Genomic DNA, 26492 nt, shown 5'->3' with positions numbered 1-26492 from the left:
GCGAAATAACAACGTTTTTTAAAATTCAAAAAACATGAGGGGTGCTGAAATAAATATGCTAATGTCGATAATTTTAGCTGCAGGAGCAGGAACTAGGATGAAATCTAAACTTCCGAAGGTTTTGCATAAGGTAAGTGGAATTTCAATGCTTGAACATGTAATAGATGTTGCAGAAGAAATTAAATGCGACAAAAATGTAGTTGTAGTTGGGTGTGGTGCAGATAAAGTTAAAGATGCTACTAAACATAGGAATGTTGAATTTATATATCAGAAAGAACAGCTTGGTACTGGACATGCTGTTATTCAAGCTGAAAATTTAATTTGTGATGAAGGATATGTTATCGTTTTATATGGGGATACACCTCTTATTAAAAGTGAAACTATTCAAAAATTTATAAATTTACATATAAAAAGAGGTTATTCAGCATCTATATTAACTACGGAAGTGGAAAATCCTACTGGTTATGGAAGAATTATTAGAAATGAAAATGGTGAAGTAATAAAAATAGTTGAAGAAAAGGATGCAGATGAGTTTCAAAAATCGATAAAAGAAATTAATTCAGGTATTTATTGTTTTAAAGCTAGTGATTTGAAAAAGTCTTTAAAAAAACTTAATAATGATAATAATCAGGGTGAATATTATCTAACTGATGTTATAGAAATATTGAGAAATGAAGAAAAGAAAATAGGCGCATATAAAATTGATGATTATACGGAAATATTAGGAGTAAATTCACGTGTTCAATTAGCTGAAGCTGAAAAAATAATGAGAAAGAGAATTCTTACAGGTCTTATGGAAAAGGGGGTAACTATAATAGACCCCGATAATACTTATGTAGATAAGAGAGTAGAAGTTGGAATGGATAGTATTTTATATCCCGGTACATTTCTTTTGGGAAATACTGAAATAGGAGAAGATTGTATTATTGGACCAAATACACGTATAGAAAATTCTATAATAAATGACAGAGTGAAAATAATAAATTCAACTATAATAGAAAGTTTTATAGATTCAGATACTAAAGTAGGACCATATGCTTATTTAAGACCTAATAGTAAACTTGGCAAGAATGTAAAGATAGGCGATTTTGTTGAGGTTAAAAATTCAACTATAGGAGATAATTCAAAAGCTTCTCATTTATCATATATTGGTGATGGTGAAATAGGAACAAATGTGAATATAGGGTGTGGAGCAGTTTTTGTAAATTATAATGGAAAGTCTAAAAATAAAACTGTAGTAAAGGATAACGCTTTTATTGGCTGTAATGTAAACTTGATTGCACCTGTAATTGTCGAAGAAAATGGATATATAGCGGCTGGGTCAACAATAACTAAAAATGTTCCAGAAAAATCTTTAGCTGTTGCAAGGGCAAAGCAGCAGAATAAAAAAGATTGGGTAGAGAGAAAGGGCTTATTAAAGAAATAATTATTATATAAATTTTTAGGAGGAAAGAAAATGAATTTAGAGGGCAGAGAAATTAAAATTTTTGCAGGGAATTCCAATAAGGAGTTAGCTCTTAAAATCTGTTCAGAATTAGGATTGCCTCTTGGAAATGCTGAGGTAAGTTCTTTTAGTGATGGAGAAATTGCTGTAAACATTGGAGAGTCAGTGAGAGGTGCAGATGTTTATGTAATTCAATCTACAAGTGCTCCGCTTGTAAACAGATATTTAATGGAACTTTTAATAATGATTGATGCATTAAAAAGAGCATCAGCTAAGAGGATAAATGCAGTTATTCCGTACTATGGGTATGCAAGACAAGATAGAAAAGCTAAAGCAAGAGATCCGATTTCAGCGAAATTGGTTGCAAATTTACTTACTACAGCTGGAGCAGATAGAGTTTTATCGATGGATTTACATGCTGCACAAATACAGGGCTATTTTGACATTCCTGTAGACCATCTAGTAGGAGTGCCGATATTGGCAAACTACTTTAAAGAACTTAATTTAGACAATGTAGTTGTGGTTTCACCGGACCTTGGTAGTGTAACTAGAGCTAGAAAGTTTGCAGATAGATTAGATGCTTCACTTGCTATAATAGATAAGAGAAGGCCTAAAGCAAATGTATCTGAAGTTATGAATATTATTGGAGATATAAAGGATAAAAATGTAATTTTAATTGATGATATGATAGATACAGCAGGAACTATAACTAATGGAGCAGTAGCATTAAAGGAATTTGGGGCTAAAGATGTATATGCTTGCTGTACTCATCCAGTTCTCTCAGGACCAGCAATAGAAAGATTGAAAAATTCTCCTATTAAAGAATTAGTCGTTCTTGATACGATTTTGTTGCCAGAAGAAAAGAGACTTGAAAATATGAAAATACTTTCAGTAGCGTCAATATTTGCTGAGGCAATAAGGAGAATATATTCTAATGAATCAGTAAGTGTACTATTTGATTAAAATAAAAATGATGGCTGTTTAGCCATTATTTTTATGTTTTATAAAAACTTAATTTCCAAAAAAAACAAAGAGGATTATTGAGAATTTTGTCGAAAAAGGATATAATATGTAGAATGTAAAAAAAATAGTGGATTAAAATTAAGCTGGGAGGAAAAGTATGGATAAAAAGATAAAGAAAAAGACAAAAAATGAAACAGAAAAGAGAATTAAGATTAGTATGCAGACAAAGCTTATATTGATGTTTGTAGCTTTGATTACTACTTCCCTTATTTCTTTAGGAATTATTTCGTATAATAAATCAGTAGATATAATGAAAAAATCTTTAAAGACAGATACTATGAATGTTTTAAAAGAAATAAAAAATTCCATAAATAATTTTACCAAAGGGTATGAAGAAAGTGTTGAGCAGATAGCTTTAAATCCAGATGTTCAGCAAATAGTTGAGCACCCTGAATATGAAGAATGGATGAAACCAGCATTTGAAGCTTTTATTAAATCTCATAAGGAAGTAAAAAGTATATATATAGGAACAGTAAAAAAAGATATGTACATATATCCGAATACTGAAATACCTGAAGGGTTTGATCCGACTACAAGGCCATGGTATCAAGAAGCTGTTAAAAGAAATACACTTGTTTGGACAGACCCTTATATAGATACTGATACGAAAGAGTTAGTTATTTCTGTAGCAAAACCTGTTTATAATTCATATAATAGAAATGAATTAGTTGGGGTATTAGCAATTGATATTTCTTTAGATGTTTTATCGAAAAAAATTAATTCTATTCAAATTGGTAAAAAAGGTTCTATTATTATACTTGATAGATATGGAAAGATTATGACTCATAAAGATAAAAAATTTATTGGGAAGTTTATTCCAGTACCAGAAATATTTAAAGCTATGAAAGAAAAAAATGAAGGTTTTGTAGATTATAAATGGGTTGAAAAGAATGAAAAAGGTAAAAATGAAAAAGTAGATAAATTTGGAGTATTTACGAAAATAGAAAAAGTAGGTTGGAGTATTTTAGCTATAATGTATGTTGATGAAATAAAAGAAGATGCTGTAGGTTTATTAAAGAATACAGTATTATTTGGAATTATTTCGATTATATTTGTAATATTGATTTCATTTTTATTTTCAAAGGGAATAACAAAACATATAAATATGATGTTAAATAACATGAAGAAGATAGAGCAGGGAGATTTGACAATAAGAAATAATATAAAAACTTCAGATGAAATAGGCGTACTTGCTGAAGGTTTTGATAGAATGATGGATGAGATAAGAAAGCTTGTAGAAAATATTCAAGTTGTATCAAATGAAGTATCTTCTTCAGCTGAAAATTTAGCAGCTACTTCAGAACAAACAAGTGCATCAGCAGAGGAAGTTGCTAGAACAGTAGAAGAAATAGCAAAGGGAGCTACAGAACAAGCTGCTGAAGCTGAAAAAGGTGCTATGCTTACGGCAAATTTATCTACGAAATTTAATAGTTTATCAGAAAGCACAGAAAAAATGCTTGATTCTGCTAATGAAGTAATAGAAGCAAACATAGTTGGTATAAAGGCTATGGAAGATTTACAAGAAAAGACTAAACTTAATGATGATGCTACATTAAAAATAGAAAATGCAATTGTTGAATTAGATAATAAGACTAAGTACATAGGAAATATACTTGAAACAATAAGTTCTATAGCTGAACAAACAAATCTTTTAGCATTAAATGCATCTATAGAAGCTGCAAGAGCAGGAGAGCATGGAAGAGGCTTTGCTGTTGTAGCTGATGAAATTAGAAAACTTGCTGAAGATTCAAGAAATGCTGTTGATGAAATAAAAGAAATAGTTGTTAATATAACAAACGATAGCACAAAAACTGTAAATATAATGAGTGAAGTTAAAGAAAGGGCTGTGGAACAATCTGAGGCAGTTGAGCATGTAAATAATTCATTTAAACAAATTTCAAAAGCAATAGATAGTATTTCAGCAAAGATAGAATCTATAAGTGATTTTATTAAAGAGGTAAATGAAGATAAGGATAATATAGTTGCAGCTATAGAAAATATATCTGCAGTATCAGAAGAAACTGCAGCAGCTTCTGAAGAAGTAACTGCTTCAATGCAGCAGCAGTCTATGGCAGTTGAGGAAGTAGCTAAAGCTGCTGATAAACTTAATGAATTATCTATAAAACTTAGTAAAGAAATTAGACGTTTTAAAATATAAAATACAGCTGCTAGAATATTCTAGCAGCTGTATTTTATATTGGTTGTGAATTTTAAGAGTGATTAAGAATTAAGGGAGTAAAACTTACAATATAGAATTTGAAATTAATAATATATCAAATATATATTTATTTACTGAGGAAATATTGTATTGTGATAAAAGAATGATTAATTTTCAAAAGTAAGTATATTTTTTGTATACAGACAGTAACATTATGATATAATATTGGTAGTTTTGGACTAAAGAGGTGGGAGAAATGTATGTAATAGTAGGATTGGGGAATCCGGGAAAGAAATATGAAGGTACTAGGCATAATGTAGGCTTTGATGTAGTAGAATATTTAGGATATAGGAATAATATAGATATAAAAAAGATTAAACATAAAGCTCTTATAGGCGAAGGAATGATTGAAGGGAAAAAGGTAATGCTTGTTAAACCTCAAACTTTTATGAATCTTAGTGGAGAAAGTGTTTTAGAAATTTGCAGATATTATGATGTTGATTTTAATAAATTGATAGTAATATATGATGATATAGATATTGATTTTGGGAAGATTAGAATAAGAAAAAAAGGAAGTGCTGGTACACACAATGGTATGAGAAATATTATATATAACTTGCAGAGTGATGAATTTCCTAGAATTAGGATAGGAATTGGAAAACCTGAAAAAGGCGACCTTGTAAGTTATGTTATAGGAAAGTTTAAGGATGATGAAAAGGAAGATATTTTAATTTCAATTAAGACTGCTGCTTGTGCATTAGAATGTATTATTAGAGAAGGAATAGACAAAGCCATGAATATGTATAATAAATAAATTTTAAAGTTAAACAAAGATAGTGCCCGGGTTATATAAATCCGGGCTTAAGGTGTTTTATATAGATGGAAGGAATGTGATTGTCATGACAAATCTTTTTATTGACATATTTAATAATTCGAAAGAGTTTGGTGGGCTTTTGAATGGTATAAAGCAAAAACAGTCTCCAATAGTTGTAAATGGACTTTCTGGTTCAGCGATAGCACATATATCTTTTGCTCTTAACAATAAGCTTAAAAATCAGATGATTATTATTACTCATAGTGAATTGGAGGCAAAGAAAATACTTTATGATTTAAAATTTTTTGATGAAGAAAACGTTTATTATTTTCCGCCTAAAGAAATAGTATTTTATGATGTTTATGCTCACAGTAAAGAAATAATTAAAGAGAGGCTAAAAGCCATAGATAGTATTGTAAAAGGAGAAAAATGTATAATAGTTACAACAATAGAAGCTGTTTTAGAAAAGCTTATTCCTCATGAAGATTGGGCTTTATACAGACAAATTTTAAAAGTTGGAGATATTATAAATGTAGATGATTTTATAAAAAGTCTTTTAAATATGGGTTATGAAAGAGTAGAGATAGTTGAAGCTAGCGGACAATTTAGTTTAAGAGGAGGAATAATTGATTTTTATTCATCTGTTGATGACAATCCTTATAGAATAGAACTCTTTGATAATGAAATAGATTCAATAAGAATATTTGATGTAGAAAGTCAAATATCTCAAGAAAAAGTGCAAAAAATTGAGCTGAAACCAGCTAAAGAAATATTAATAGATGATAATAGGATTAATTGTGGCATAAAAAATATAAAAAATGATTTTAAAGAATTTATTAAGAAACTCAAAGGAGATTCTAAAAAAAAGTTAGAAGAAAGAATAAATGAAATTATTTCCAAATTGGAAAATAATATTTACTTTGAAGGTATAGATAGTTTTATAAATTATTTTATGGAAAAGACAGAAACTTTAATTGATTATATTGATGATAAAGCTCTTGTTTTAATTCATGAATCGTCAAGGGTTAAGGAAAGAGCTGAAAACTTTCAAAAAGATTTTAGAAAGAGATTTGAAATGTTTTTTGAAAAAGGTGAAGTTTTACCCGGACAAATAGATGTCATTGAAGATTATGATAAACTTATAAAAGATAATGAAAAAAATATATTCATAGTGATAAATAGCTTGCCAAAGAGAATAAATGATTTTATGCCTAAGCAAATAATTTCGTTTCCTATGCAGGATATGAGTTCTTATCATGGGAAATTAAATTTACTTATAGAAGATTTAAAGGGATGGAAATATAGAGGTTATAAAGTAGTTATATTATCCGGGACACAAGAAAAGGGAAAAAATCTAGAAAGAGAATTTAGAAATGATGGAATAGAATGTGCATGTATAAATAATTTAGATAAGACTATTTTATCTGGACAAACATTTATAATGAATGGAAATCTTTCTAGTGGATTTATATATAATACTTTTAAATTTGCAGTAGTAACGGAAAATGAAATATATGGAGTTTCTAAAAGAATTAAGAGGAAAAAGAAAAAATATAAAGAAGGTAGAAAGATAAAGTCATTTAGAGATTTATCTGTTGGAGATTATGTTGTTCATGAAAATCATGGTATAGGGAAATATATAGGAATAGAACAGTTAAAAGTTGAAGGAGTAAAGAAAGACTATTTAAAAATACAATATTCTGGTGGAGATTATTTATACGTTCCCATAGATCAAATGGATTTAGTACAAAAATATATAGGTGGGGAAGATAGAGTTCCTAAAATAAATAAGCTTGGTGGAAATGAATGGAAAAAAACAAAGGCAAAGGTTAAGAGTGCTATAGAAGATATGGCTAAAGATTTATTAAAACTTTATGCTGTTAGACAATCTACAAAAGGTCATGCTTTTTCACCAGATACTGAATGGCAAAGAGAATTTGAAAACTTATTTCCATATGAAGAAACTCCCGATCAATTAAAATGTATTGAAGAGATAAAAAGGGATATGGAAAAAAGTATTCCTATGGATAGGCTGCTTTGTGGAGATGTTGGATATGGGAAAACTGAAGTTGCAATTCGTGCTGCTTTTAAAGCTGTTATGGATGGAAAGCAAGTTGCATTTTTAGTACCGACTACTATATTAGCACAGCAACATTTTAATACTCTTTCTCAAAGATTATCTAGTTTTCCTATCAAAGTAGAAATGTTGAGCCGTTTTAGAAGTAAAGCACAGCAAAATAGGATAATTGAAGATTTGGGTTTAGGAATGATTGATATTATAGTAGGAACGCATAGGCTTTTGTCAAAAGATGTAAAGTTTAAAGACTTAGGGCTTCTTATAGTAGATGAAGAACAGAGATTTGGTGTAAAACATAAAGAAGCTTTAAAACACTTACGTAAAAATGTAGATGTTCTTACTTTAACTGCTACTCCTATACCTAGGACTTTGCATATGTCTTTGATAGGTATTAGAGATATGAGTGTTATTGAAGACCCACCAGAAGATAGATACCCTGTAGAAACGTATGTAACTCAGTATAATGAGGGAATGGTTAGAGAAGCTATTTTAAGAGAATTAGAGCGTGGTGGGCAAGTGTATTTTGTCTATAATAGAGTTAGAGATATTGATAAAATGGCTTTTCGGATAAAAGAATTAGTTCCAGAGGCAAAGGTAGAATATGCTCATGGACAAATGAGTGAGAGAAAACTTGAAAATATTATGCTGGATTTTTTAAATAAAGAATTTGATGTTTTAGTATGCACAACGATAATTGAAACAGGACTTGATATAGGAAATGTAAATACAATGATTATATATGATGCCGATAAAATGGGTTTATCTCAGCTTTATCAGCTTAGAGGAAGAGTAGGAAGAAGTAATAGGATAGCTTATTGTTATTTAACTTATCAAAAAGATAAAATATTATCTGAAACTGCTGAAAAGAGACTCAAAGCTATAAAAGAATTTACTGAACTAGGTTCAGGATTTAAAATAGCTATGAAGGATTTGGAAATCAGAGGAGCAGGTAACTTATTAGGTTCTCAGCAGCATGGACATATGGCTTCTATAGGGTATGACCTTTACTGTAAACTCCTTGAAGATACTATAAAAACTTTAAAAGGAGAAGAAGTAGAAGAAGTTATAGAGACAAACATTGATATAACTGTAAATGCATATATTTCTGATGAATATATAAACAATGAGAAACAGAAATTGGAAATATATAAAAAGATAGCATCTATTAGAAGTAAAGAAGATGCATATGATGTTGAAGAGGAAGTAGAAGATAGATTTGGAACATTACCGGAATCAGTTTACAATCTCATATCTATAGCATATATAAAAGTTTTAGCTCAAAAATTGAAAATAAATTCTATTTCAGAAACGAAAGAAGGAATAAAGTTTGAATTTGACACTAGATTTAAAATAGACCCGTTTGTCATAGCTAAAGCTACAGAGGAATTTGGAAGAAAAATTATTTTTAATTGCAGTAGTAAACCTTTCTTTATTTATAGACATCAAAATAAAGGGCTTCAATATAGAAAATTGCAAGAAATTAAAGAAGTATTAGAAAAAATTAGAGGTTTTCATAAAAATTAATATGAGATATAATAAGATAGTAAATAACAGAAGATGAGGAGTGGATTTTATTGGTTCAAATAAAAAGGAAAGTATTGGCTATTACAGTAGTACTAATTTTATTGGCAACTATTTTTACAGGATGTAATAAAGAAAGTTTAAAATCAAGTTTAGATAAAAATGTAGTTGCCAAAGTTAATGGTGTAAAAATAACTAAAGAAGATTTTGAAAAGAATTTTAGTATTGTTGAAAAAAGTTATAGTAAATGGTATGGAGAAGATATATGGAGTCAAGAAATAGATGGAAAAACTTTACTTACAATTGTTAAGCAGCAGATACTTGATAAACTTATTACTGAAGAATTAATTCTTCAAGAGGCAAAGAAAATGGGAATAAAAATAGATAGTGAAAAAGTTGAAGAAAAATATAAAGATTTTAGCAAACAATTGGAGAGTAATAAAGAATTAAAGAAATTTTATGAAGAAAAAAATATTGATGAAAATTTTATAAAAAAACAAATAAAAATGGAACTTTACTTGAAAGAATTTAGAAATAAGATATTTGAACAGGCTGGGTTAAATGATGAGAAAAAATTACAGGAGTTAATAAAAAATTATCCTATAAAAGTGAGAGCTAGACATATTTTAGTTAAAGATGAAAAACTTGCTAAAGATTTACTGAAAAGAATAAAAGCAGGTGAAGATTTTGCACAGCTTGCTAAAGAATATTCAGAAGACCCCGGTTCTAAGGAAAAAGGCGGAGATTTAGGCTATTTTTCAAGGGGGGTAATGGTTCCTGAGTTTGAGGAAGCAGCATTTTCTCTTAAAAAAGGAGAAGTTAGTGATTTGGTAAAAACTAGATTTGGGTATCATATTATAAAAACAGAAGAAATTAAGACTATTGAAGACTTAATAAAAGATGGATTAGAAAAGGAGCAAATTGAGAAAGAAAAGAAAATAGCAATAGATTATATAAAAGAGAGTAAATATAATGAAAAAATAAAAGAATTAAAAGAAAATGCGAAGATAGAAAAATTTGAAAAAAATATAAAGTAGAAAAACAAAGTAAAAAAGTTTATGGTGATTTTACCATAAACTTTTTTTTGATGAAGTATATATCACTTTTAACATAAAAAAAGAAATATGCCATAAATGTATAAAAAAAAAGTATATACAAATAATAATCTTACAAGCAGTAATTATTTCATTATTAAAGTATTTATTTAGGAGGGAAAACAATTGAAGGCTACTGGTATAGTGAGAAGAATAGACGACTTAGGTAGAGTTGTTATTCCTAAAGAAATTAGAAGAACGTTGAGAATTAGAGAAGGAGATCCATTAGAAATTTTTACGGATAGAGAAGGAGAAGTTATATTAAAAAAATATTCTCCTATAAGTGAATTAAATGAATTTGCAACTGAATATGTTGAATCTTTAAATGAAGCAATAAACGTTATAGCTATAGTAACTGATAGAGATAATATAATAGCTGTAGCAGGCGGTTCAAAAAAAGATTACATAAATAAAAGGGTTAGTGAACAGTTAGAAAAATTTATGGAACAACGTGAAATAAAAGTTATAAATGAAGCTGAGAAGCTTATTCCTATAATAAATGAAGAAAAAGATGGCAGGAAATATTCATCTCAAGTTATAGCTCCAATAACTAGTCATGGAGACCCAATTGGTGCAGTAGTTCTTCTTTCTAAAGATACTGACAAAATAATGGGAGAAATGGAGCAGAAACTTGCTGAAACTGCAGCTGGATTTTTAGGCAAGCAGATGGAACAATAAATTTAATATATATCAATAAGTTTAGAAAAGTAGTAACAATATGGTTGCTACTTTTTTTCTTTTAAACGAATTTTTTAACTATAATTTGTGATTTATATTTTATATTTTGGTATAATTATTATGTTTTACAATTATATTATTTTTAGGTAATTACTATATAATAGTTAATACTTGAAAATTAATAGTTAGATTTGACTGCATAAGTGAAATTTAAAACTTGTAGAATAAGTACAGTATTATAGAGAGTTAATTTTTAAGTATATAAACTATTAAAAAGTTGCTAGGAGGATAATTATGATTAGAGGCAATTCTTTTCTAAAGGGAGCTTTCATACTAGGCGTTGCAGGAATAATAGTAAAGATATTAGGAGCTTTTTTTAGAATACCCCTTGCAAATATTATTGGTGATGATGGAATGGGTTATTATCAAAGTGCATATCCTATTTATTTATTATTAGTAGTCATATCTACTGCTGGATTTCCTACAGCGATAGCAAAGCTTGTATCTGAAAAAGTAGCTATGGGTGATAATTATGCTGCTCATAGAATTTTTAAAGTTGCATTTTCAGTATTATTTATTATTGGAATTATTACATCTTCTATATTATTTTTTGGAGCTGGATTTTATTCAAAAGTTATTATAAAGAATCCGAAGGCGTATTATTCTACACTTGCAATTGCACCGGCTCTTTTCTTTGTTCCGATAATGTCTGCTTTTAGGGGATATTTTCAAGGACTGCAAAATATGAAGCCAACAGCTATATCACAGATTATAGAGCAAATGGGAAGAGTTGTTTTAGGATTAGGTTTAGCTTTTATTTTATTAAATAAAAAGCTTGAAATAGCTGCGGCAGGAGCTACATTTGGAGCTACAGCTGGTTCTTTTTTTGGAGCAATTATGATGACATACATATATTTTAAATATAAAAAAAGTGAAAAAATAAAATATACAGCTTTAGAGAAAAGGGAAACTACAAGTGAAATAATAAGAAATCTTTTAACTATTGCTATACCTATTACTATAGGTGCTGCAGTGATGCCTGTAATGCAGTCTATTGATGCTGCAATTGTTATGAGAAGGCTACAAGATATAGGTTATAATGCTTCACAGGCTAATGGACTTTATGGACAATTGACTGGTATGGCAAATCCTTTAATAAATCTTCCGCAGGTATTAACTGCTGCACTTCAAATAAGTTTAGTGCCGGCAGTTTCACATTTGATAGCAAGAAAAGATACAAAATCTTTATTTAGTACTATAGAAGCAGGAATGAGAATATCGCTTTTAATAGGACTTCCTTCTGCAGTAGGATTAGTTATACTATCAAAACCTATAATGATGCTTCTTTATCCGCGACAAATAGATAGTGCAATAAATGCAAGTGCCATTTTGGCTATATTGGGATATGGAATAATTTTTTTATCACTTTTTCAAATATTAACAGGAATTTTACAGGGGTTTGGAAAACCATTTGTGCCTGTTAAGAATTTATTTACAGGTGCTGTTGTGAAGTTAATACTTAGTTATATATTACTCGGAATATCTTTTTTGAATATAAGGGGAGCAGCAATAGCTACAGTTATAGGTTATGCAGTTGCAGCTATATTGAATTTCGCATATATTATAAAAATGGGAATAAAATTTAATTTTATCAATGTAATTTTAAAGCCTATTATTTCAGTCGTTTTAATGGCTGTTGTAGTAAAGTTTTCATACTCAATATTAAGTAGTATTTTAGGAAATAATATAGCTACACTTATTGCTGTAGTGTTGGGCGTAGTAGTATATGGATTAATGCTTTTAATAACAAAGACTATTACAGAAGAAGATTTACAAATACTACCTGGTGGAAGCAAATTACAAAAGATATTTAAAATATTTAATCGAGTTTAATAAGGAATGACGATTAAGGGGAGTGATAAATTGAGAGGAAAAATAACAGTGGTTGGTTTAGGACCGGGTGGCAAACAGTATTTGACAGTAGAAGCTTTAGAAATCATAAAAAAGGCAAAACCTTTGTATTTGAGAACAGAAAGACATCCAGTAGTCGATTTTATAAAGGATTTGGGTATAGAAATAATTAGTTTTGATTATGTTTATGATAAAAATGAAAAGTTTGAAGATGTATATGATGAAATAGTAGATAAACTCATAATGATTAGTAAAAAAGGGTCTGTTGTGTACGCAGTACCGGGAAGTCCATTTGTTGCTGAAAATACTGTGCAAAAGCTGATTGAGATAGCTAAAGAAAATAATGATATTCAATTGGAGTTTATTCCGGGAGTAAGTTTTATAGAAGCCATTTTAAATGAACTTAAATGTGACCCTGTAAATGGTTTAAAAATAATAGATAGTTTTCAAATAAATTTTCAAAAACCTGATATAGATGTTGATATTATTATAACTCAAGTATATAATAGATTTGTTGCTTCTGAATTAAAGCTTAAACTTATGGAATATTATGATGATGAATATATAATTACAGTAATTAGAGGAGCAGGTATAAAGGGTAAGCAGAAAATAGTCCATATTCCTTTATATGAATTAGATAGGATAGAATGGCTAGACCATTTAACTAGTATATTTATTCCTAAAACTAGTAATAATATAAAAGAGAAATATGGAATGGATAATTTAGTAAGTATTATGGATAGATTGAGAAGTAAAGATGGTTGTCCTTGGGATAGAAAACAGACACATGAAACTTTGAGACCATATCTTATAGAAGAAGCTTATGAAGTTTTAGAGGCTTTAGATGCAAAAAATATGGAACTTTTAGAAGAAGAATTAGGCGATCTTTTGCTTCAAATAGTATTCCATAGTCAAATAGCTAGTGAAAATGGATATTTTGATATAAATGATGTGATAGAAAGTATATGTAGAAAATTAATTAATAGACATCCTCATGTATTTGGAGATTTGAAAGTTGATACAGCTGAGAAAGTTTTAAAGAATTGGGAAGATATAAAACGAGAAGAAAAGAAAGAAAAAAGTTATACTGAATCATTAATGAGAATTCCTAAACAACTACCTGCTCTTATGAAAAGTTACAAGGTACAAGAAAAGGCTGCAAAAGTTGGATTTGATTGGGATAATATTGATGGTGCAATGTTAAAAGTAAAAGAGGAGTTAGAAGAACTTCATAAAGTTTATAAAAGTGGTAATGTAGTAGCTACAGAAGAAGAAATAGGAGATTTAATATTTGCAGTAGTTAATGTAGCGAGGTTTTTAAAGATAAGGCCAGAACTTGCTTTGAATAATACAATTAATAAATTTATAAGACGATTTAATTATATGGAAGAAAAGGCAAGGAAAAGTGGATTAGATTTAAAGGAAATGACTTTAGAGGAAATGGACAAGCTGTGGAATGAAGCTAAAAGATTAGAAAAAAGGCAGTAATTTCATAAAAAAATCCTTAAAAAAAGAAGGATTTTTGAATAAAAGATAGAATAAGCTATTACGAACTTTATTTTTAAATAATAAGGAGGTATTATTGTGAACAAAGCTGAATTAGTAGCAAGCATGGCTGAAAAGTCAGGACTTACAAAAAAAGATGCTGAATCTGCATTAAATGCATTTATGAAGAGTGTAGAAGAAGCTTTGGTAAAAGGAGAAAAGGTACAATTAGTTGGTTTTGGAACATTTGATGTGAGAGAGAGAAAAGCTAGACAAGGTAGAAATCCAAGAAATCCAGAACAAATAATAGAAATTCCTGCTTCAAAAGCTCCAGTATTCAAAGCTGGAAAAGCATTAAAAGAGAAAGTAAATGCATAGGAATTTAAACTAGATATTATTAGTATATTTTGTGAAAATACTTTAAAGTAAATATATATCAAGTACATATCAAAATTGGAAATAACCTCCTCAAAGTTTTAAGGGGGTTATTTTCATTTAATAAATTATTGACTAATAAGTATTTTAGATTTATAGTTGAAAGAGGAAGAAGTGGTATTTAAATACATAAAAGAGTGTATAAATATAACCATGGATTCTTCATGGTTTTTGTTTTTATTGTGTCTAAGATTTTAATATGAGATAGAATATAGGACAAATTGTTATAGTCAGGAGGCATTAAATATGAAAAGAAATGGGAATATAGATATATTTGCACTTCATCCTACACAGATATTGGTTTTGGGATTTGCAATTCTTATATTGATAGGAGCACTGCTTCTTAACTTGCCTATAGCTTCTCAAAATGGACAGAGTATAGGATTTATCAATGCTTTATTTACTGCGACTTCAGCTGTATGTGTTACAGGTTTAGTTGTAGTAGATACATTGACATATTGGACAACATTTGGACAAGTAGTTATAATACTTCTTATTCAAATAGGTGGTTTAGGTTTTATGACAATGGGGACGTTATTTGCTCTTTTATTAGGTAAAAAAATAACTCTTAGAGAGAGATTAGTTATGCAGGAAGCTTTAAATCAGTTTAGTTTTTCAGGAGTTGTAAGACTTGCTAAATATATTTTAATTATGACTTTTACTATAGAGGGAATTGGTGCTATACTTCTTTCAATAAAATTTATACCTATTTATGGTTTAAGTAGGGGAATTTGGTATAGTATTTTTCATTCAATATCTGCATTTTGCAACGCTGGATTTGATTTAATAGGCAATTTTAGAAGTTTAACTCCTTTTGTTGATGATGTACTAATTAATATGGTAATAATGTCTTTAATAATTTTAGGTGGAATAGGGTTTGTAGTTATTTTAGATGTCATGCAGAAAAAGAATTTTAATAAGCTTTCTTTACATTCAAAATTAGCAATTACTATGACTCTTATTTTAATTTCAGTAGGTTTTTTTGTAATATTGATTTTAGAATTTTATAATCCAGATACAATGGGACAGTTGTCTTTAAAAGGTAAATTTCTTTCAGCATTATTTCATTCTGTAACTCCGAGAACGGCAGGTTTTAATACACTTCCTACTGATAAGCTGACTATGGCATCGATATTTTTTACAATAGTATTAATGTTTATAGGAGGTTCATCTGCAGGAACTGCTGGTGGTGTAAAGATTACAACAACAGGGGTAGTAATAGCTACGATTGTATCAGTGATAAAGGGTAAAGATGATACAGAAACGTTTGGAAGAAGAATACCTAGAGATATTATAAATAGGTCTTTAGCTATCATTGGACTGGCATTGGGATTAGTTATATTAGTTACAATGATATTATCAATAACTGAAAAAGACTGTTCGTTTATAGGAATATTTTTTGAAGCAGTATCAGCTTTTGGTACAGTTGGTTTATCGTTAGGTGTTACATCAACTCTTAGTAAGCTTGGAAAGATAATTATTGCTATAACGATGTTTTTTGGAAGAGTAGGACCACTTACGGTTTTATTAGCTTTGGCTCAAAGGAAAAAAGAAAATAAGGGAATATTGAGATATCCAGAAGAAAAGGTTATTGTAGGTTAAAGGAGGACATATTATGAAACAATTTTTAATAATTGGAGCAGGACGGTTTGGTGGCAGTATAGCAACTACTCTTTATAATATGGGAAATGATGTATTGATTATTGATGATAGTGAAGAGGCAATAAATCAAATATCAGGTTCTGTTACCCATGCTATTCAGGGAAATGCGGCTGATGAAAGATTGATTAGTACGATAGGAGCAAATAACTTTGATGTATGTGTTATTGCAATGGGTTCAGATATACAGTCATCTATATTAGTTGCTATTATGCTTAAAGAAGCAGGAGCAAGGTATATAGTAGCTAAAGCACAAAATGAACTTCATGCTAAAGTATTATATAAAGTAGGGGTAGATAAAATAGTATTTCCAGAAAGAGATATGGGAGCTAAAATTGCTCAAAGTTTAGTATCTTCTAATATAATGGACTATATAGAATTATCTCCCGAATACAGTATAGTAGAAATTACAGCAATTAAAGAGTGGATAGGAAAAAATTTATTAGAATTGAATATGAGGGCAAAATACGGAATTAATATAATGGCTATAAAAAAAGGAACAAGTATAAATATATCACCTACAGCTTTGACTGTTATTGAGGAAGGTGATGTATTAATAGTCATAGGACATAACAGTGATTTAAAGAAATTAGAAAGAAAAGTATAAAAGACTGCAGAAGGAGTTGAAAATTTATGAGAGTTGATAAATTTTTAAAAAATTCTAGACTGATAAAAAGAAGAACAATTGCGAAAGAAGCGTGTGAGCAAGGCAGAGTAAAGATAAATGATAAAATAGCAAAGCCGGGTACTGAAGTTTCAGTTGGAGATATATTGACTTTGGAGTTTGGTACGAGGGTGATAAAGGTAGAGGTTTTAGACTTAAAGGAACATGCAACTAAAGATGATGCAAAAGAAATGTATAAAGCTATAGAATAATATGGCAAATCAGCAGAATAATAGCTTAACAAATATTTTATAAGCACAAAATTGTGCTTTTTTTTTATCAAGTACATTTGTTTTCTAGAAAATAAACAAGTAATAATTCCAATATTATATACATATTTTTATAAGAGGGAGGTGTCTTTTTGGAAGAAAAGAATGGTTTTAAAAATAGGTCTCAAAACATAATATTGGAAAATCGAGAAAAAATGAGCATTTCAGGAGTAGAACATGTAAAGAGTTATAATGACGATATGATAGTATTGGTAACAGTTCAAGGTAATTTAACTATTAGAGGTGAGGGACTGGATATAAAAAAGCTTAATTTAGAAGATGGGAATCTGTCGATAGAGGGTTATATAACATCTATTGTGTATTCTGAAAAAGAAGATAATCTATCTAAGGGGCTTGGATTCCTTGGGAAAATGTTTAAATAATCTCTCCATTTTAGTAAATGGAGAATTTTTTTCTATGATGGTACATGGAGAGTGATTGATATGACTAGTTTCGTATATTATCAAATATACGTTTTTTTTGCAACATTATATGGAGGGATATTAATAGGGTTTATTTATGATATTTATAAGATTTTTAGATTTTATTTAAAGCCCAAGAGAATTACTGCTATTTTACAAGATTTATTTTTTTGGATTACTATAACTATGGTTGCTATATTAGTTCTTCTTTATAGTGATGACGGAAGGGTGAGAGGATATACTTTATTAGGTTTTATACTTGGAACGTCATTATATAATATATTTTTAAGTAGATTATTTACAAAAATGTTTATGGAAATAATTGTTTTTATAAAAAGAGTTTTTAGCTGCATATATAACAAAGTCAATAGTATTGTTATATTTATAATTAGAATAATCAAATATCCTTGTATAAGAGTAGTTCAAATGTTAAGACCATATTGTTTAAGATTGAAAAGAATATCTTTAATTCCCAAAAGAATGTTTAAAGATATTAAGAAAAATATGAGTACAATTATACATAAAAAAAAATAGAAGGGAATATAGAAAGATTATAGAATAATTAAAATAATAATAGTGTATTAAGATAATAAAGGATGTGAACGTATGAAAAAAATGAAGAAAAAAAGTTTCTTAAAGAGAAATAGAATACATATAATAATTTGTCTTATATTATTTATATATTTATCCATAACTATGATAAAGCAAGAAATAAAAATAAGAGAATTGAAAAATGAGGAAAAACAGGCATTAAAGCAAGTTAATGAGCTTAAAATGAAGATTAAAGATATGAAAAAAAATATAGAAAAAAGTGATAGTAAGGAGTTTGTAGAAAAGGTTGCTAGAGAAAAATTAAAAATGGTAAAACCTAATGAGATTATTTATATTATTCAAGATAATAAGAAAAACAATTAATTGTTAATTATAAAAGGTATATTGACATTAGAGGGCTTATAAAATATAATTTACTTGATAACAATAATGTTAAATGAATTAAGGAGGAATTTTTTTAATGCCCGTTGAGATTGGAAAGGTAGTTGATGGTACTGTTACAGGTATTACTAATTTTGGAGCTTTTATTCAACTACCGGATGGTATAACAGGATTATGTCACATTTCAGAAATTGCAGATGAATATGTAAAGGATGTGAAAGACTATTTAAAAGAACAACAAAGGGTAAAAGTAAAGGTAATAGAAGTTAGTGGAAATGGAAAGGTAAGCCTTTCTATTAGAAAAGCTACTGAAGGAAGTAAGCAGAAAAATACTGTTAAAAAAGAAGCAGTTAAAGAATTTGTAAGCAGACCGGTTAGACCGAAAGCATCTTTTGAAGATATGCTAGCTAGATTTTTAAAGGATAGCGATGAAAAGTTGAAAGATATGAAGAAAAATGTAAATAAGAGAAAAGGGAACGGATATAATAGAAAATAGTAATTAATATGAATATGAAATAGTACCGGGATATATTCCCGGTTTTATTATGTTGAAAAGAGGATATTTATTATTTTATTTGGAGGTAGGAGAATGAAAAAGGTGGGCGTTATTGATATAGGAACAAATTCTATAAGGATTATTATTGCAGAAATAAAAAATAACAAAATAATAAACAGCAGAAAAGAGCTTATTATGACGAGATTAGGTGAAGGAGTAGGTAAGACTAAAAAGTTGTCAGAAAAAGCTATTGATAGGAGTATAGATGCTTTAAAAGTATTTAAAGAGATTGCAATTAAAGAAGGAATAAGTGATATTAGAGCGATAGCAACTAGTGCGGTTAGAGATGCTGTAAACAAAGAAGAATTTGTAAAAAGGGCAAGAGAAGAAGTTAAAATAAATATAGAAGTTATTGATGGTGATATGGAGGCACAGCTTGGTTTTAAGGGTGTAGTACATGGGATAGATAAGTGTGATAAAGATATATTAGTTATAGATATAGGTGGAGGTAGTACAGAATTTATCATCGGGAATATTAACGGCATAAAATTTAAAACTAGTTTAAATGTTGGAGCTGTGAGAATGACGGATAAGCATATTAGTACTGACCCTATAAGCGATATAGAATTTGAAAATCTGAAAAAAGATATAAAAGGAATTATTAGTAAAGTTTTAAAAGCAATTAGAGAATATGATATAAAAAGGATAATAGGGATTGGGGGTACGGTAACAACATTAGCTGCCATAGATAGAAAACTTGAAATTTACGATAGTAATTTAATACATAATTATGAGATTAAAATAAAAAAAGTAGAAGAAATGGTAGATTTATTTAAGAGAACAAATAATGAAGAAAGAAAGAATCTAAAAGGTTTACAGCCTAAGAGGGCAGATATTATATTGGCTGGTGCTGTTATTCTTTATGAAATACTTGTAAGTTTAGGAGTAGATAAAATTACTATTAGCGATTATGATAATTTAGAAGGATATATTTTTGAAAAAATAATAGGATAAAACTTATATTTTGATTAGGAATTTGTATAATGTGTGATTTTTATTATGTTTTTTAGTTTTTATCTGTTATGTTTAATTTTATAATAAATTTCTCAAAAATAATAAATAAATGTGTTGACAAAAAGTAAAATATAATGTAAAATAAAATTCGTCGCAAGAAATGTAATATGCCGGGGTGGCGGAACTGGCAGACGCACAGGACTTAAAATCCTGCGGTCCTTATAAAGACCGTACCGGTTCGATTCCGGTCCCCGGCACCAAATGTAATGAAAGAATTGAGAATTGAAAATTGATAATTGAGAATTAAAAGTTAGTGTTAATTATTTTTTAAAATAATTTTTAATTTTTTATCGTCGCGGGGTAGAGCAGCTGGTAGCTCGTCGGGCTCATAACCCGGAGGTCGCAGGTTCGAATCCTGTCCCCGCAACCAATATGGCGGCGTAGCTTAGCTGGCTAGAGCGTCCGGTTCATACCCGGAAGGTCGGTGGTTCGAGTCCACTCGCCGCTACCAATAAAAAATATTTAAAGTACAGATAAACTATAAGTGATGCCACTTATAGTTTTTATTTTTTTACAATATGTTTTAAAATTTATTTTTAGAGTTATAAAAAAATAATTGTTTTATTTCTAAAAAGTAAACAATTTGTTTGAAAATAGTAGTGAATGTCATAATTTTTTTTGAAACATTCAGTCAAGTTGACAAATATTTCAAATCCTCCCTGTTATAATGCATTATACAGGGGGGTGTTTTTTTACTATGGAAAAATTTAATATAGGATACAAAAGATTAGGAAGAGAAGAAGGACAGATTTACAGTATTATAAGCAAAGATTTTTTGTTGTTAAATATTTTGGCTTTTTTATTGGGACGAGCTTCGATTTTAAATGGATTAAATCCTTTTGGAGTAGCTTATTTTACAACTTTAATGACTAAGGATAAAAAGAATTCTATATTAGGATTAAGTATTTTATTGGGGATTTTAACTACTAATGCTGATAAGTATAGGTATATGTTAATTTTGGGATTAAATTTTATTGTTTTTAGGTATATAGTCAAAAATATAAGGTTTAATACATCAAAATTGGCTTTTTTAACCGGTAGTATAACTTTTTTTTCTGGTGTTTTGTATTTATTTTTAACAGAGTTTTATTTGTATGATTTATTTATGACGAGTTTTGAATCAATTATAGTTTTTGTATTTATATACATACTTTCTTATAGTATTCCAATTCTAACAGTAAAATCAAATAGAAAAATCCTTTCTAATGAAGAGGTAATATGTATAGCAATTATTTTGGCAGTTTCGGTATTAGGACTTTCAGATGTAATATTTTTTGGTTATGATTTGAAGAATATAGTTGGGATTTTTATAATATTAGTATTTGCTTATAATGGAGGAGCAGCGATAGGAGCAGCTGTAGGAGTTACTATAGGTATTATAACTAGCATGTCTACAGTTGATACTCCTGTTATAATAGGAATTTATGGATTTTCAGGTTTACTGGCAGGTATATTTAAAGATGTAGGTAAAGTTACTTCGGCTTTAGGAATTGTATTAAGCAATTCTATACTTACATTTTATATAAATGGTTCAACTGAAACGTTAGTTCAATTTGAAGAAATAGTAATTGCATTTTTAATATTTATACTGCTGCCAAAATCGGTTTCTGAATATATAAATAAATTTATCAGTTTAAAAAGTGATGGTTTTGAAATAGATAAAGTTTATAGTGAGAGAATTAAAAAGCTTATGTTAAGACAATTAGAAAATTATTCATTAGCTTTTTCAGAATTAGCAGTAACTTATTCTAAGATTGCTGAAAAAGAGAAAGTTGTTGAACAAAAAGAAATAACAAATATAATAAATAATATTGCAAATTCTATATGTTTAAATTGTAATATGAAAAGAAGTTGTTGGAATAACTGCTTTTATAGTACTTATAATGCATTGGTAGATTCTATTACTTTAGTAGAAGCTAAGGGCATATTGGATAAAAATAATGTTCCTGATTATCTTAGGAAAAGATGTTTAAGATTAGAAAAGTTGATAAATATAATTAATAGTGCTTATGAAATATATAAGATAGATTATAAATGGAATAAAAAACTCTTTGAAATGAGGCAGTTAGTTTCTGAACAATTTAATGGAATATCTCAGATATTAAGAGAATTATCTAAGGAAATATCTTCTAATATAGAATTTAAAAGAGATGTAGAAGATGCCCTTTATGTTGCTTTTGACAAAGAAGGTATTATAATTGATAAAATTACTGTTTTAGAAAATGAAAATGGGAGATTTGAAATAGATATTGAAAAGAAAAAGTGTTTTGATAGAGAAATATGTGAAAGAAGAATTATTCCAATTGTAAAAAAAGTTATAGGAAGAGAAGTTGTTCATAAAAACAGAAATTGCAATAAAGGCAATGAAAATGGAAGTTGTTTAATTCAGCTAGTTGAGGCTCAAAAATATAAAGTTAATACAGGAGTTGCAAAGGTATCAAAGGATAATTACTATATAAGTGGAGATAATTATTCTTTTATGGATTTAGATGACAACAAGTATATGTTAGCGCTTAGTGATGGAATGGGAACAGGTGAAAAAGCTGCAAAGGAGAGTGTGGCAACTATAACTTTATTAGAACAACTACTAGGAGCAGGATTTAATAAAAATATAGCTATAAAAACTATAAATTCTGTTTTGATGTCTAAATCTTTAGATGAGGCATTTTCAACTATAGATTTATCGATAGTTGACTTGTATAGTGGAAAAGTAGAATTTATAAAAATAGGAGCAGTACCATCTTTTATAAAGAGAACAAATGGGAATGTGGAAGTTATACATGCATCATCTTTACCTGTTGGAATAGTAAATGAGATAGCAATAGATAGCAAGTCTGTAAAATTAAATTCTGGAGATTTTATAATTACCATGTCAGATGGAGTTTTAGATGTAGATAAAAATTTTATAGATAAAACTAATTGGATGGTAGAATTAATTAAAGATATAAATAGTAGAAATCCACAAGTGATAGCAGATAGTATATTAGATAAAGCTATAGAGAGAAATAACAATAAAATTGAAGATGATATGACTGTATTAGTTACAAAGATTTGGAAAAGAAGATAAAATGTATATAAAATAAATAAATTGGCAATAATCCCCTTAAACAAAAAAAGATTGGGGGATTATTATATGGAAATGAAAGAAATTATAATAGTTACAGATGGTAAATCTAATATAGGCGGAGACCCGTTATTAGCTGCAATGGAGGCTCAAAAACATAATATAGTAGTAAGTGCTATAGGGATAATTGGAAAAAACGAAAGTGATGAAAATCCAATTGAAGAAATTCAAGGAATTGCGAAAAAAGGTAAAGGTGAATGGGAACTAACATATTTAGATGATTTAAGCGTTACTTTGCAGATGATGACGCAAAAGACAGTAAATAAAACAATAGGATATGTAGTAAATAGAGAACTTAAAGAGATAATTGGTTCAAGCTTAGATGAAATAAAACCTAAGTATAGAAATAAATTTATTGAGTACATTGAAAATTTAAGTGATGAAATACCACTTAAATGTTGTATTTTGATTGATTGCAGTGGAAGTATGAAGCAAAAACTTGAAAGAGCAAAGGAAAGTATATTGGATTTAATGAATTCATTAAGAGTGAGGAAGGGAAAGAGTGAGATTGCAGTTATAGCTTATCCCGGTGTAAATGGAGAAATGACTAATATAATAAATGGTTTTACTGATGATGTAGATTTATTAAAAGATAAATTAAAAAGTATATTTGCAAGTGGAACAACTCCAACTGCTCCTGCTATTTATAAGGCAATAGAATTATTTACTAATAGAAGCAATATAGTTGATGAAATAATAGAAGAAAAACCTTTCTTAAGTGAAGGTATAGTTTAAAGCGGCTGTAAGTAGCCGCTTTAAATTCGTTTAGGGTGGTAAAAGTGGATTTTAGAGGTATAGAAATTGTTGGAAAATGGAATAAAAAAACTTATATTATTAAAAAGTTGATTGGAACAGGTGGAGTTGGAAAAGTTTATAAAGTTTATGATGCAAAAAGTAAAGAATACTATGCATTGAAAATTAGTATGGATTTATGCAGCATAACTAAAGAAGCAAATATGCTAGATAAATTTAAAGATTTTGAATTTATCCCCAAAATAATCGATATAGATGATTGTGAAATAAATGGAAAAATGTATCATTTTATTGTTTTAGAATATATAGAAGGTAAAAATTTAAAGGAATATACGAAAAAATATAGAATAAATATAAAAGAGTTATTAGGAATAGCGATAATAGTTTGTGAAGCTATTGATAGATTTCATAAAAGAGGATATGTATTTGGAGATTTAAAACCTGAAAATTTGATGATTGATGAAAAGAAAAAAAAGTTAAAAATAATTGACTTAGGTGGAGTGTCTAAAATAGGATTAGGATTGAAAGAATTTACGCCTCTGTATGATAGAGCAAAATGGAATATGGGACTTAGAAAAGCAGACCCAGCATATGATTTATTTAGCATATGTATGTTTCTTACTTGTTTTATTTTAGAAAGTAATAGTAAAATATTGAATATGGATATAAATAGTATGATATGCGAATTAAAAAGAAAAGGTATAAATCAAAAGTTGATAAATCTAATAAAAGATGGTTTATTTCAAAGACAAATTGATTTTTCTATTTTTTTGAAAAGATTAAAAAAAATATATGTGAATGGTAGTTTAAAAAGAGATAAAAAATATAAAAATAAGATAAATTTAATAGTTAATATATATTTTATAAGTTCTTTGTTATGTTTAATAACTATGCTGTTATTTTTATTGTCAAAAAGCTTAACAAATATAGTTTAGATATTGTAGTATTATATATATGATTTTTAAATTTTACTTTCTACTAAAAAATTAAGTTAAAATGGAGAGTAGATATATGATAGAAAAATTTTTAAATACAGTTAATAAGTATAATTTGATTGAAAAAGGGGAAAAAATTGTTGTAGGTGTTTCGGGGGGACCTGATTCAATTTGTTTATTGCATTTATTGTGGAGAATTAGGAATGAATATGATTTAAAACTCTTTGTAGTTCATTTAAATCATCAATTTCGAGGTAGTGAAGCAGAAGAAGATGCCGAGTATGTTAAAAAGTTTAGTGATAATTTAGGTATAAAATCATATATATTTTCTATTGATATTGCTTCATATAGTAAAAAAAAGGGTATTACATTTGAAGAAGCAGGTAGAGAGTGGAGATATAGATTATTTGATGATGTAGCTAAAAAAGAGGGTGCATCAAAGATAGCAATAGCACAAAATAAAAATGATCAGGCAGAGACTATTCTTATGAGGTTAATGAGGGGGGCAGGGTTAGAGGGACTTACAGCCATTGATTATAAAAGAAATGAAAAAATAATTAGGCCGCTACTTAATATTACCAGAAGAGAAATTGAAAATTATTGCTTATATTATAAATTAAATCCTAGAATAGATAAAACTAATTTAGAAACTATATATACGAGAAACAAGATAAGACTTGAACTCATACCTTATATTGAAAAAAACTTTAATTCTAATATAATAGATACTTTGTGTCGAACTGCTGATATTTTAAGAGATGATAGAGATTATTTAAATAAAATGACTAATGAAATTTTTAATGAAATATCACAGATTTATAATAATGGGATATCTTTAGATACGAATAAATTTAGGACTTTACATATTAGTATGCAAAGAAGAGTTATAAGAAAGGCTATTGAAAAATTAAAAGGTAATCTTAAAGAAATAGGGCTTGTGCATATAGAAAAAGTGATAGAGCTAGTTAAAAATTATAAAGTAGGTTTAAGGAGTGATTTGCCGGGACATATAATTGTAGAGCTTGGATATAATAGTATAAATGTAAAAAAACAGAATGAAAAAATACAAAGTAGATTAGGTGAGTTTGAGTATAATATTAAAATAGGAGAGAGTGTATATATTAAAGAGTTAGATTCAATTGTTGAATCTTCGATAATATCTAAAGAAGATATTTGTTTTTGTGGTAAAAATATGATTTTTATAGATATGGATAAGGTAAAAGGTGATTTAATAATAAGAAATCGAAAAAATGGAGACAGGTTTGTTCCATTAGGGATGAAGGGTAGTAAGAAATTAAAAGATTTTTTTATAGATAAAAAAGTGCCAAAAGATTATAGAGATAGAATACCTATAGTATGTGATGAGCAAGGCATAATATGGGTAGTTGGATATAGAATGAGCGAAAAGTATAAGATAGATTCTGATACTGTAAAAGTAATTAAGCTCGTCTATAAAGAAGGTTGTATAGAATAATAAAATATGTTAGAATTAAGAGACCTAAGTTTTTTTTACAGTGAAAGGA

At 28.3% G+C, this 26492-nt stretch carries 22 protein-coding genes and 3 tRNA genes; all 25 read left to right on the top strand.

The genetic code is table 11. The annotated features are described in order from the left end of the window. Positions 1-55: 55 nt before the first annotated feature. The 25 genes from glmU to tilS all read left to right on the top strand — a co-directional run bounded on the left by glmU (position 56) and on the right by tilS (position 26443). Positions 56-1426 carry a bifunctional UDP-N-acetylglucosamine diphosphorylase/glucosamine-1-phosphate N-acetyltransferase GlmU gene (gene glmU / locus BUA90_RS07890; protein ID WP_072967378.1) on the top strand — a complete coding sequence of 457 codons (1371 nt, stop codon included), beginning with the start codon at positions 56-58 and terminating at the stop codon, positions 1424-1426. 30 nt (positions 1427-1456) lie between these two features. Then, positions 1457-2407 carry a ribose-phosphate diphosphokinase gene (locus BUA90_RS07885; protein WP_072967376.1) on the top strand — a complete coding sequence of 317 codons (951 nt, stop codon included), beginning with the start codon at positions 1457-1459 and terminating at the stop codon, positions 2405-2407. Positions 2408-2564: 157 nt separating this feature from the next. Then, a complete protein-coding gene (locus tag BUA90_RS07880; protein WP_094756805.1) occupies positions 2565-4625 on the top strand; it encodes a methyl-accepting chemotaxis protein in 2061 nt (686 codons plus the stop codon). Between the two features lie 256 nt (positions 4626-4881). Continuing rightward, positions 4882-5439, top strand: coding sequence for an aminoacyl-tRNA hydrolase (gene pth / locus BUA90_RS07875; RefSeq protein WP_072967374.1), 558 nt, complete (start codon positions 4882-4884; stop codon positions 5437-5439). 85 nt (positions 5440-5524) lie between these two features. Continuing rightward, positions 5525-9040 (top strand): transcription-repair coupling factor, encoded by a 3516-nt coding sequence (mfd, locus tag BUA90_RS07870; RefSeq protein WP_094756804.1) that lies wholly within the window; start codon positions 5525-5527, stop codon positions 9038-9040. 50 nt (positions 9041-9090) lie between these two features. Next, on the top strand, positions 9091-10074 hold the full coding sequence (locus tag BUA90_RS12385) for a peptidylprolyl isomerase (protein WP_094756803.1): 984 nt from the start codon (positions 9091-9093) through the stop codon (positions 10072-10074). 183 nt (positions 10075-10257) lie between these two features. Next, positions 10258-10809: a stage V sporulation protein T gene (gene spoVT / locus BUA90_RS07860; RefSeq protein WP_072967372.1), complete on the top strand. Its 552-nt coding sequence runs from the start codon at positions 10258-10260 to the stop codon at positions 10807-10809. Between the two features lie 294 nt (positions 10810-11103). Then, the gene (locus tag BUA90_RS07855; RefSeq protein ID WP_072967370.1) at positions 11104-12702 is read left to right on the top strand and encodes a putative polysaccharide biosynthesis protein; all 1599 of its coding nucleotides are present in this window, start codon (positions 11104-11106) and stop codon (positions 12700-12702) included. 30 nt (positions 12703-12732) lie between these two features. Beyond that, complete coding sequence (yabN, locus tag BUA90_RS07850) at positions 12733-14208, top strand: bifunctional methyltransferase/pyrophosphohydrolase YabN (protein WP_242945066.1); 1476 nt, start codon at positions 12733-12735, stop codon at positions 14206-14208. A 96-nt stretch (positions 14209-14304) separates the two neighbouring features. After that, the gene (locus BUA90_RS07845) at positions 14305-14583 is read left to right on the top strand and encodes an HU family DNA-binding protein (protein WP_072967366.1); all 279 of its coding nucleotides are present in this window, start codon (positions 14305-14307) and stop codon (positions 14581-14583) included. Between the two features lie 303 nt (positions 14584-14886). After that, positions 14887-16242: a TrkH family potassium uptake protein gene (locus BUA90_RS07840; RefSeq protein WP_072967364.1), complete on the top strand. Its 1356-nt coding sequence runs from the start codon at positions 14887-14889 to the stop codon at positions 16240-16242. 13 nt (positions 16243-16255) lie between these two features. Then, positions 16256-16906 (top strand): potassium channel family protein, encoded by a 651-nt coding sequence (locus tag BUA90_RS07835; RefSeq protein ID WP_072967361.1) that lies wholly within the window; start codon positions 16256-16258, stop codon positions 16904-16906. Between the two features lie 26 nt (positions 16907-16932). After that, positions 16933-17175 (top strand): RNA-binding S4 domain-containing protein, encoded by a 243-nt coding sequence (locus BUA90_RS07830; protein WP_072967359.1) that lies wholly within the window; start codon positions 16933-16935, stop codon positions 17173-17175. 149 nt (positions 17176-17324) lie between these two features. Continuing rightward, entirely contained in the window at positions 17325-17615 is a 291-nt protein-coding gene (gene yabP / locus BUA90_RS07825; protein WP_072967356.1) for a sporulation protein YabP, read from the top strand. Positions 17616-17675: 60 nt separating this feature from the next. Next, the gene (gene yabQ / locus BUA90_RS07820) at positions 17676-18188 is read left to right on the top strand and encodes a spore cortex biosynthesis protein YabQ (protein WP_072967354.1); all 513 of its coding nucleotides are present in this window, start codon (positions 17676-17678) and stop codon (positions 18186-18188) included. 72 nt (positions 18189-18260) lie between these two features. Beyond that, positions 18261-18569, top strand: a complete 309-nt coding sequence (locus tag BUA90_RS07815; RefSeq protein WP_072967351.1) for an FtsB family cell division protein — start codon at positions 18261-18263, stop codon at positions 18567-18569. Positions 18570-18666: 97 nt separating this feature from the next. Next, on the top strand, positions 18667-19083 hold the full coding sequence (locus BUA90_RS07810; RefSeq protein ID WP_072967349.1) for a S1 RNA-binding domain-containing protein: 417 nt from the start codon (positions 18667-18669) through the stop codon (positions 19081-19083). A gap of 93 nt (positions 19084-19176) precedes the next feature. Continuing rightward, complete coding sequence (locus BUA90_RS07805) at positions 19177-20097, top strand: Ppx/GppA phosphatase family protein (RefSeq protein WP_072967346.1); 921 nt, start codon at positions 19177-19179, stop codon at positions 20095-20097. Between the two features lie 169 nt (positions 20098-20266). Then, positions 20267-20357: transfer RNA gene (locus BUA90_RS07800), tRNA-Leu, on the top strand. A gap of 94 nt (positions 20358-20451) precedes the next feature. Next, positions 20452-20527, top strand: a tRNA-Met gene (locus tag BUA90_RS07795). 4 nt (positions 20528-20531) lie between these two features. Further along, a tRNA-Met gene (locus BUA90_RS07790) sits at positions 20532-20608 on the top strand. 246 nt (positions 20609-20854) lie between these two features. Next, positions 20855-23224: a stage II sporulation protein E gene (gene spoIIE / locus BUA90_RS07785; protein ID WP_159430009.1), complete on the top strand. Its 2370-nt coding sequence runs from the start codon at positions 20855-20857 to the stop codon at positions 23222-23224. A 66-nt stretch (positions 23225-23290) separates the two neighbouring features. After that, entirely contained in the window at positions 23291-24016 is a 726-nt protein-coding gene (locus BUA90_RS07780; RefSeq protein WP_072967341.1) for a vWA domain-containing protein, read from the top strand. A gap of 44 nt (positions 24017-24060) precedes the next feature. Further along, entirely contained in the window at positions 24061-24969 is a 909-nt protein-coding gene (locus BUA90_RS07775) for a protein kinase domain-containing protein (protein WP_072967337.1), read from the top strand. A gap of 76 nt (positions 24970-25045) precedes the next feature. Then, the gene (gene tilS, locus BUA90_RS07770) at positions 25046-26443 is read left to right on the top strand and encodes a tRNA lysidine(34) synthetase TilS (RefSeq protein WP_159430008.1); all 1398 of its coding nucleotides are present in this window, start codon (positions 25046-25048) and stop codon (positions 26441-26443) included. Positions 26444-26492: the final 49 nt, after the last annotated feature.

The sequence above is a fragment of the Caminicella sporogenes DSM 14501 genome, from assembly GCF_900142285.1.
GTDB lineage: Bacteria > Bacillota > Clostridia > Peptostreptococcales > Caminicellaceae > Caminicella > Caminicella sporogenes.
Note: the sequence above shows the minus strand (reverse complement) of the source record. Positions and strands in the feature narration are given on the sequence as shown.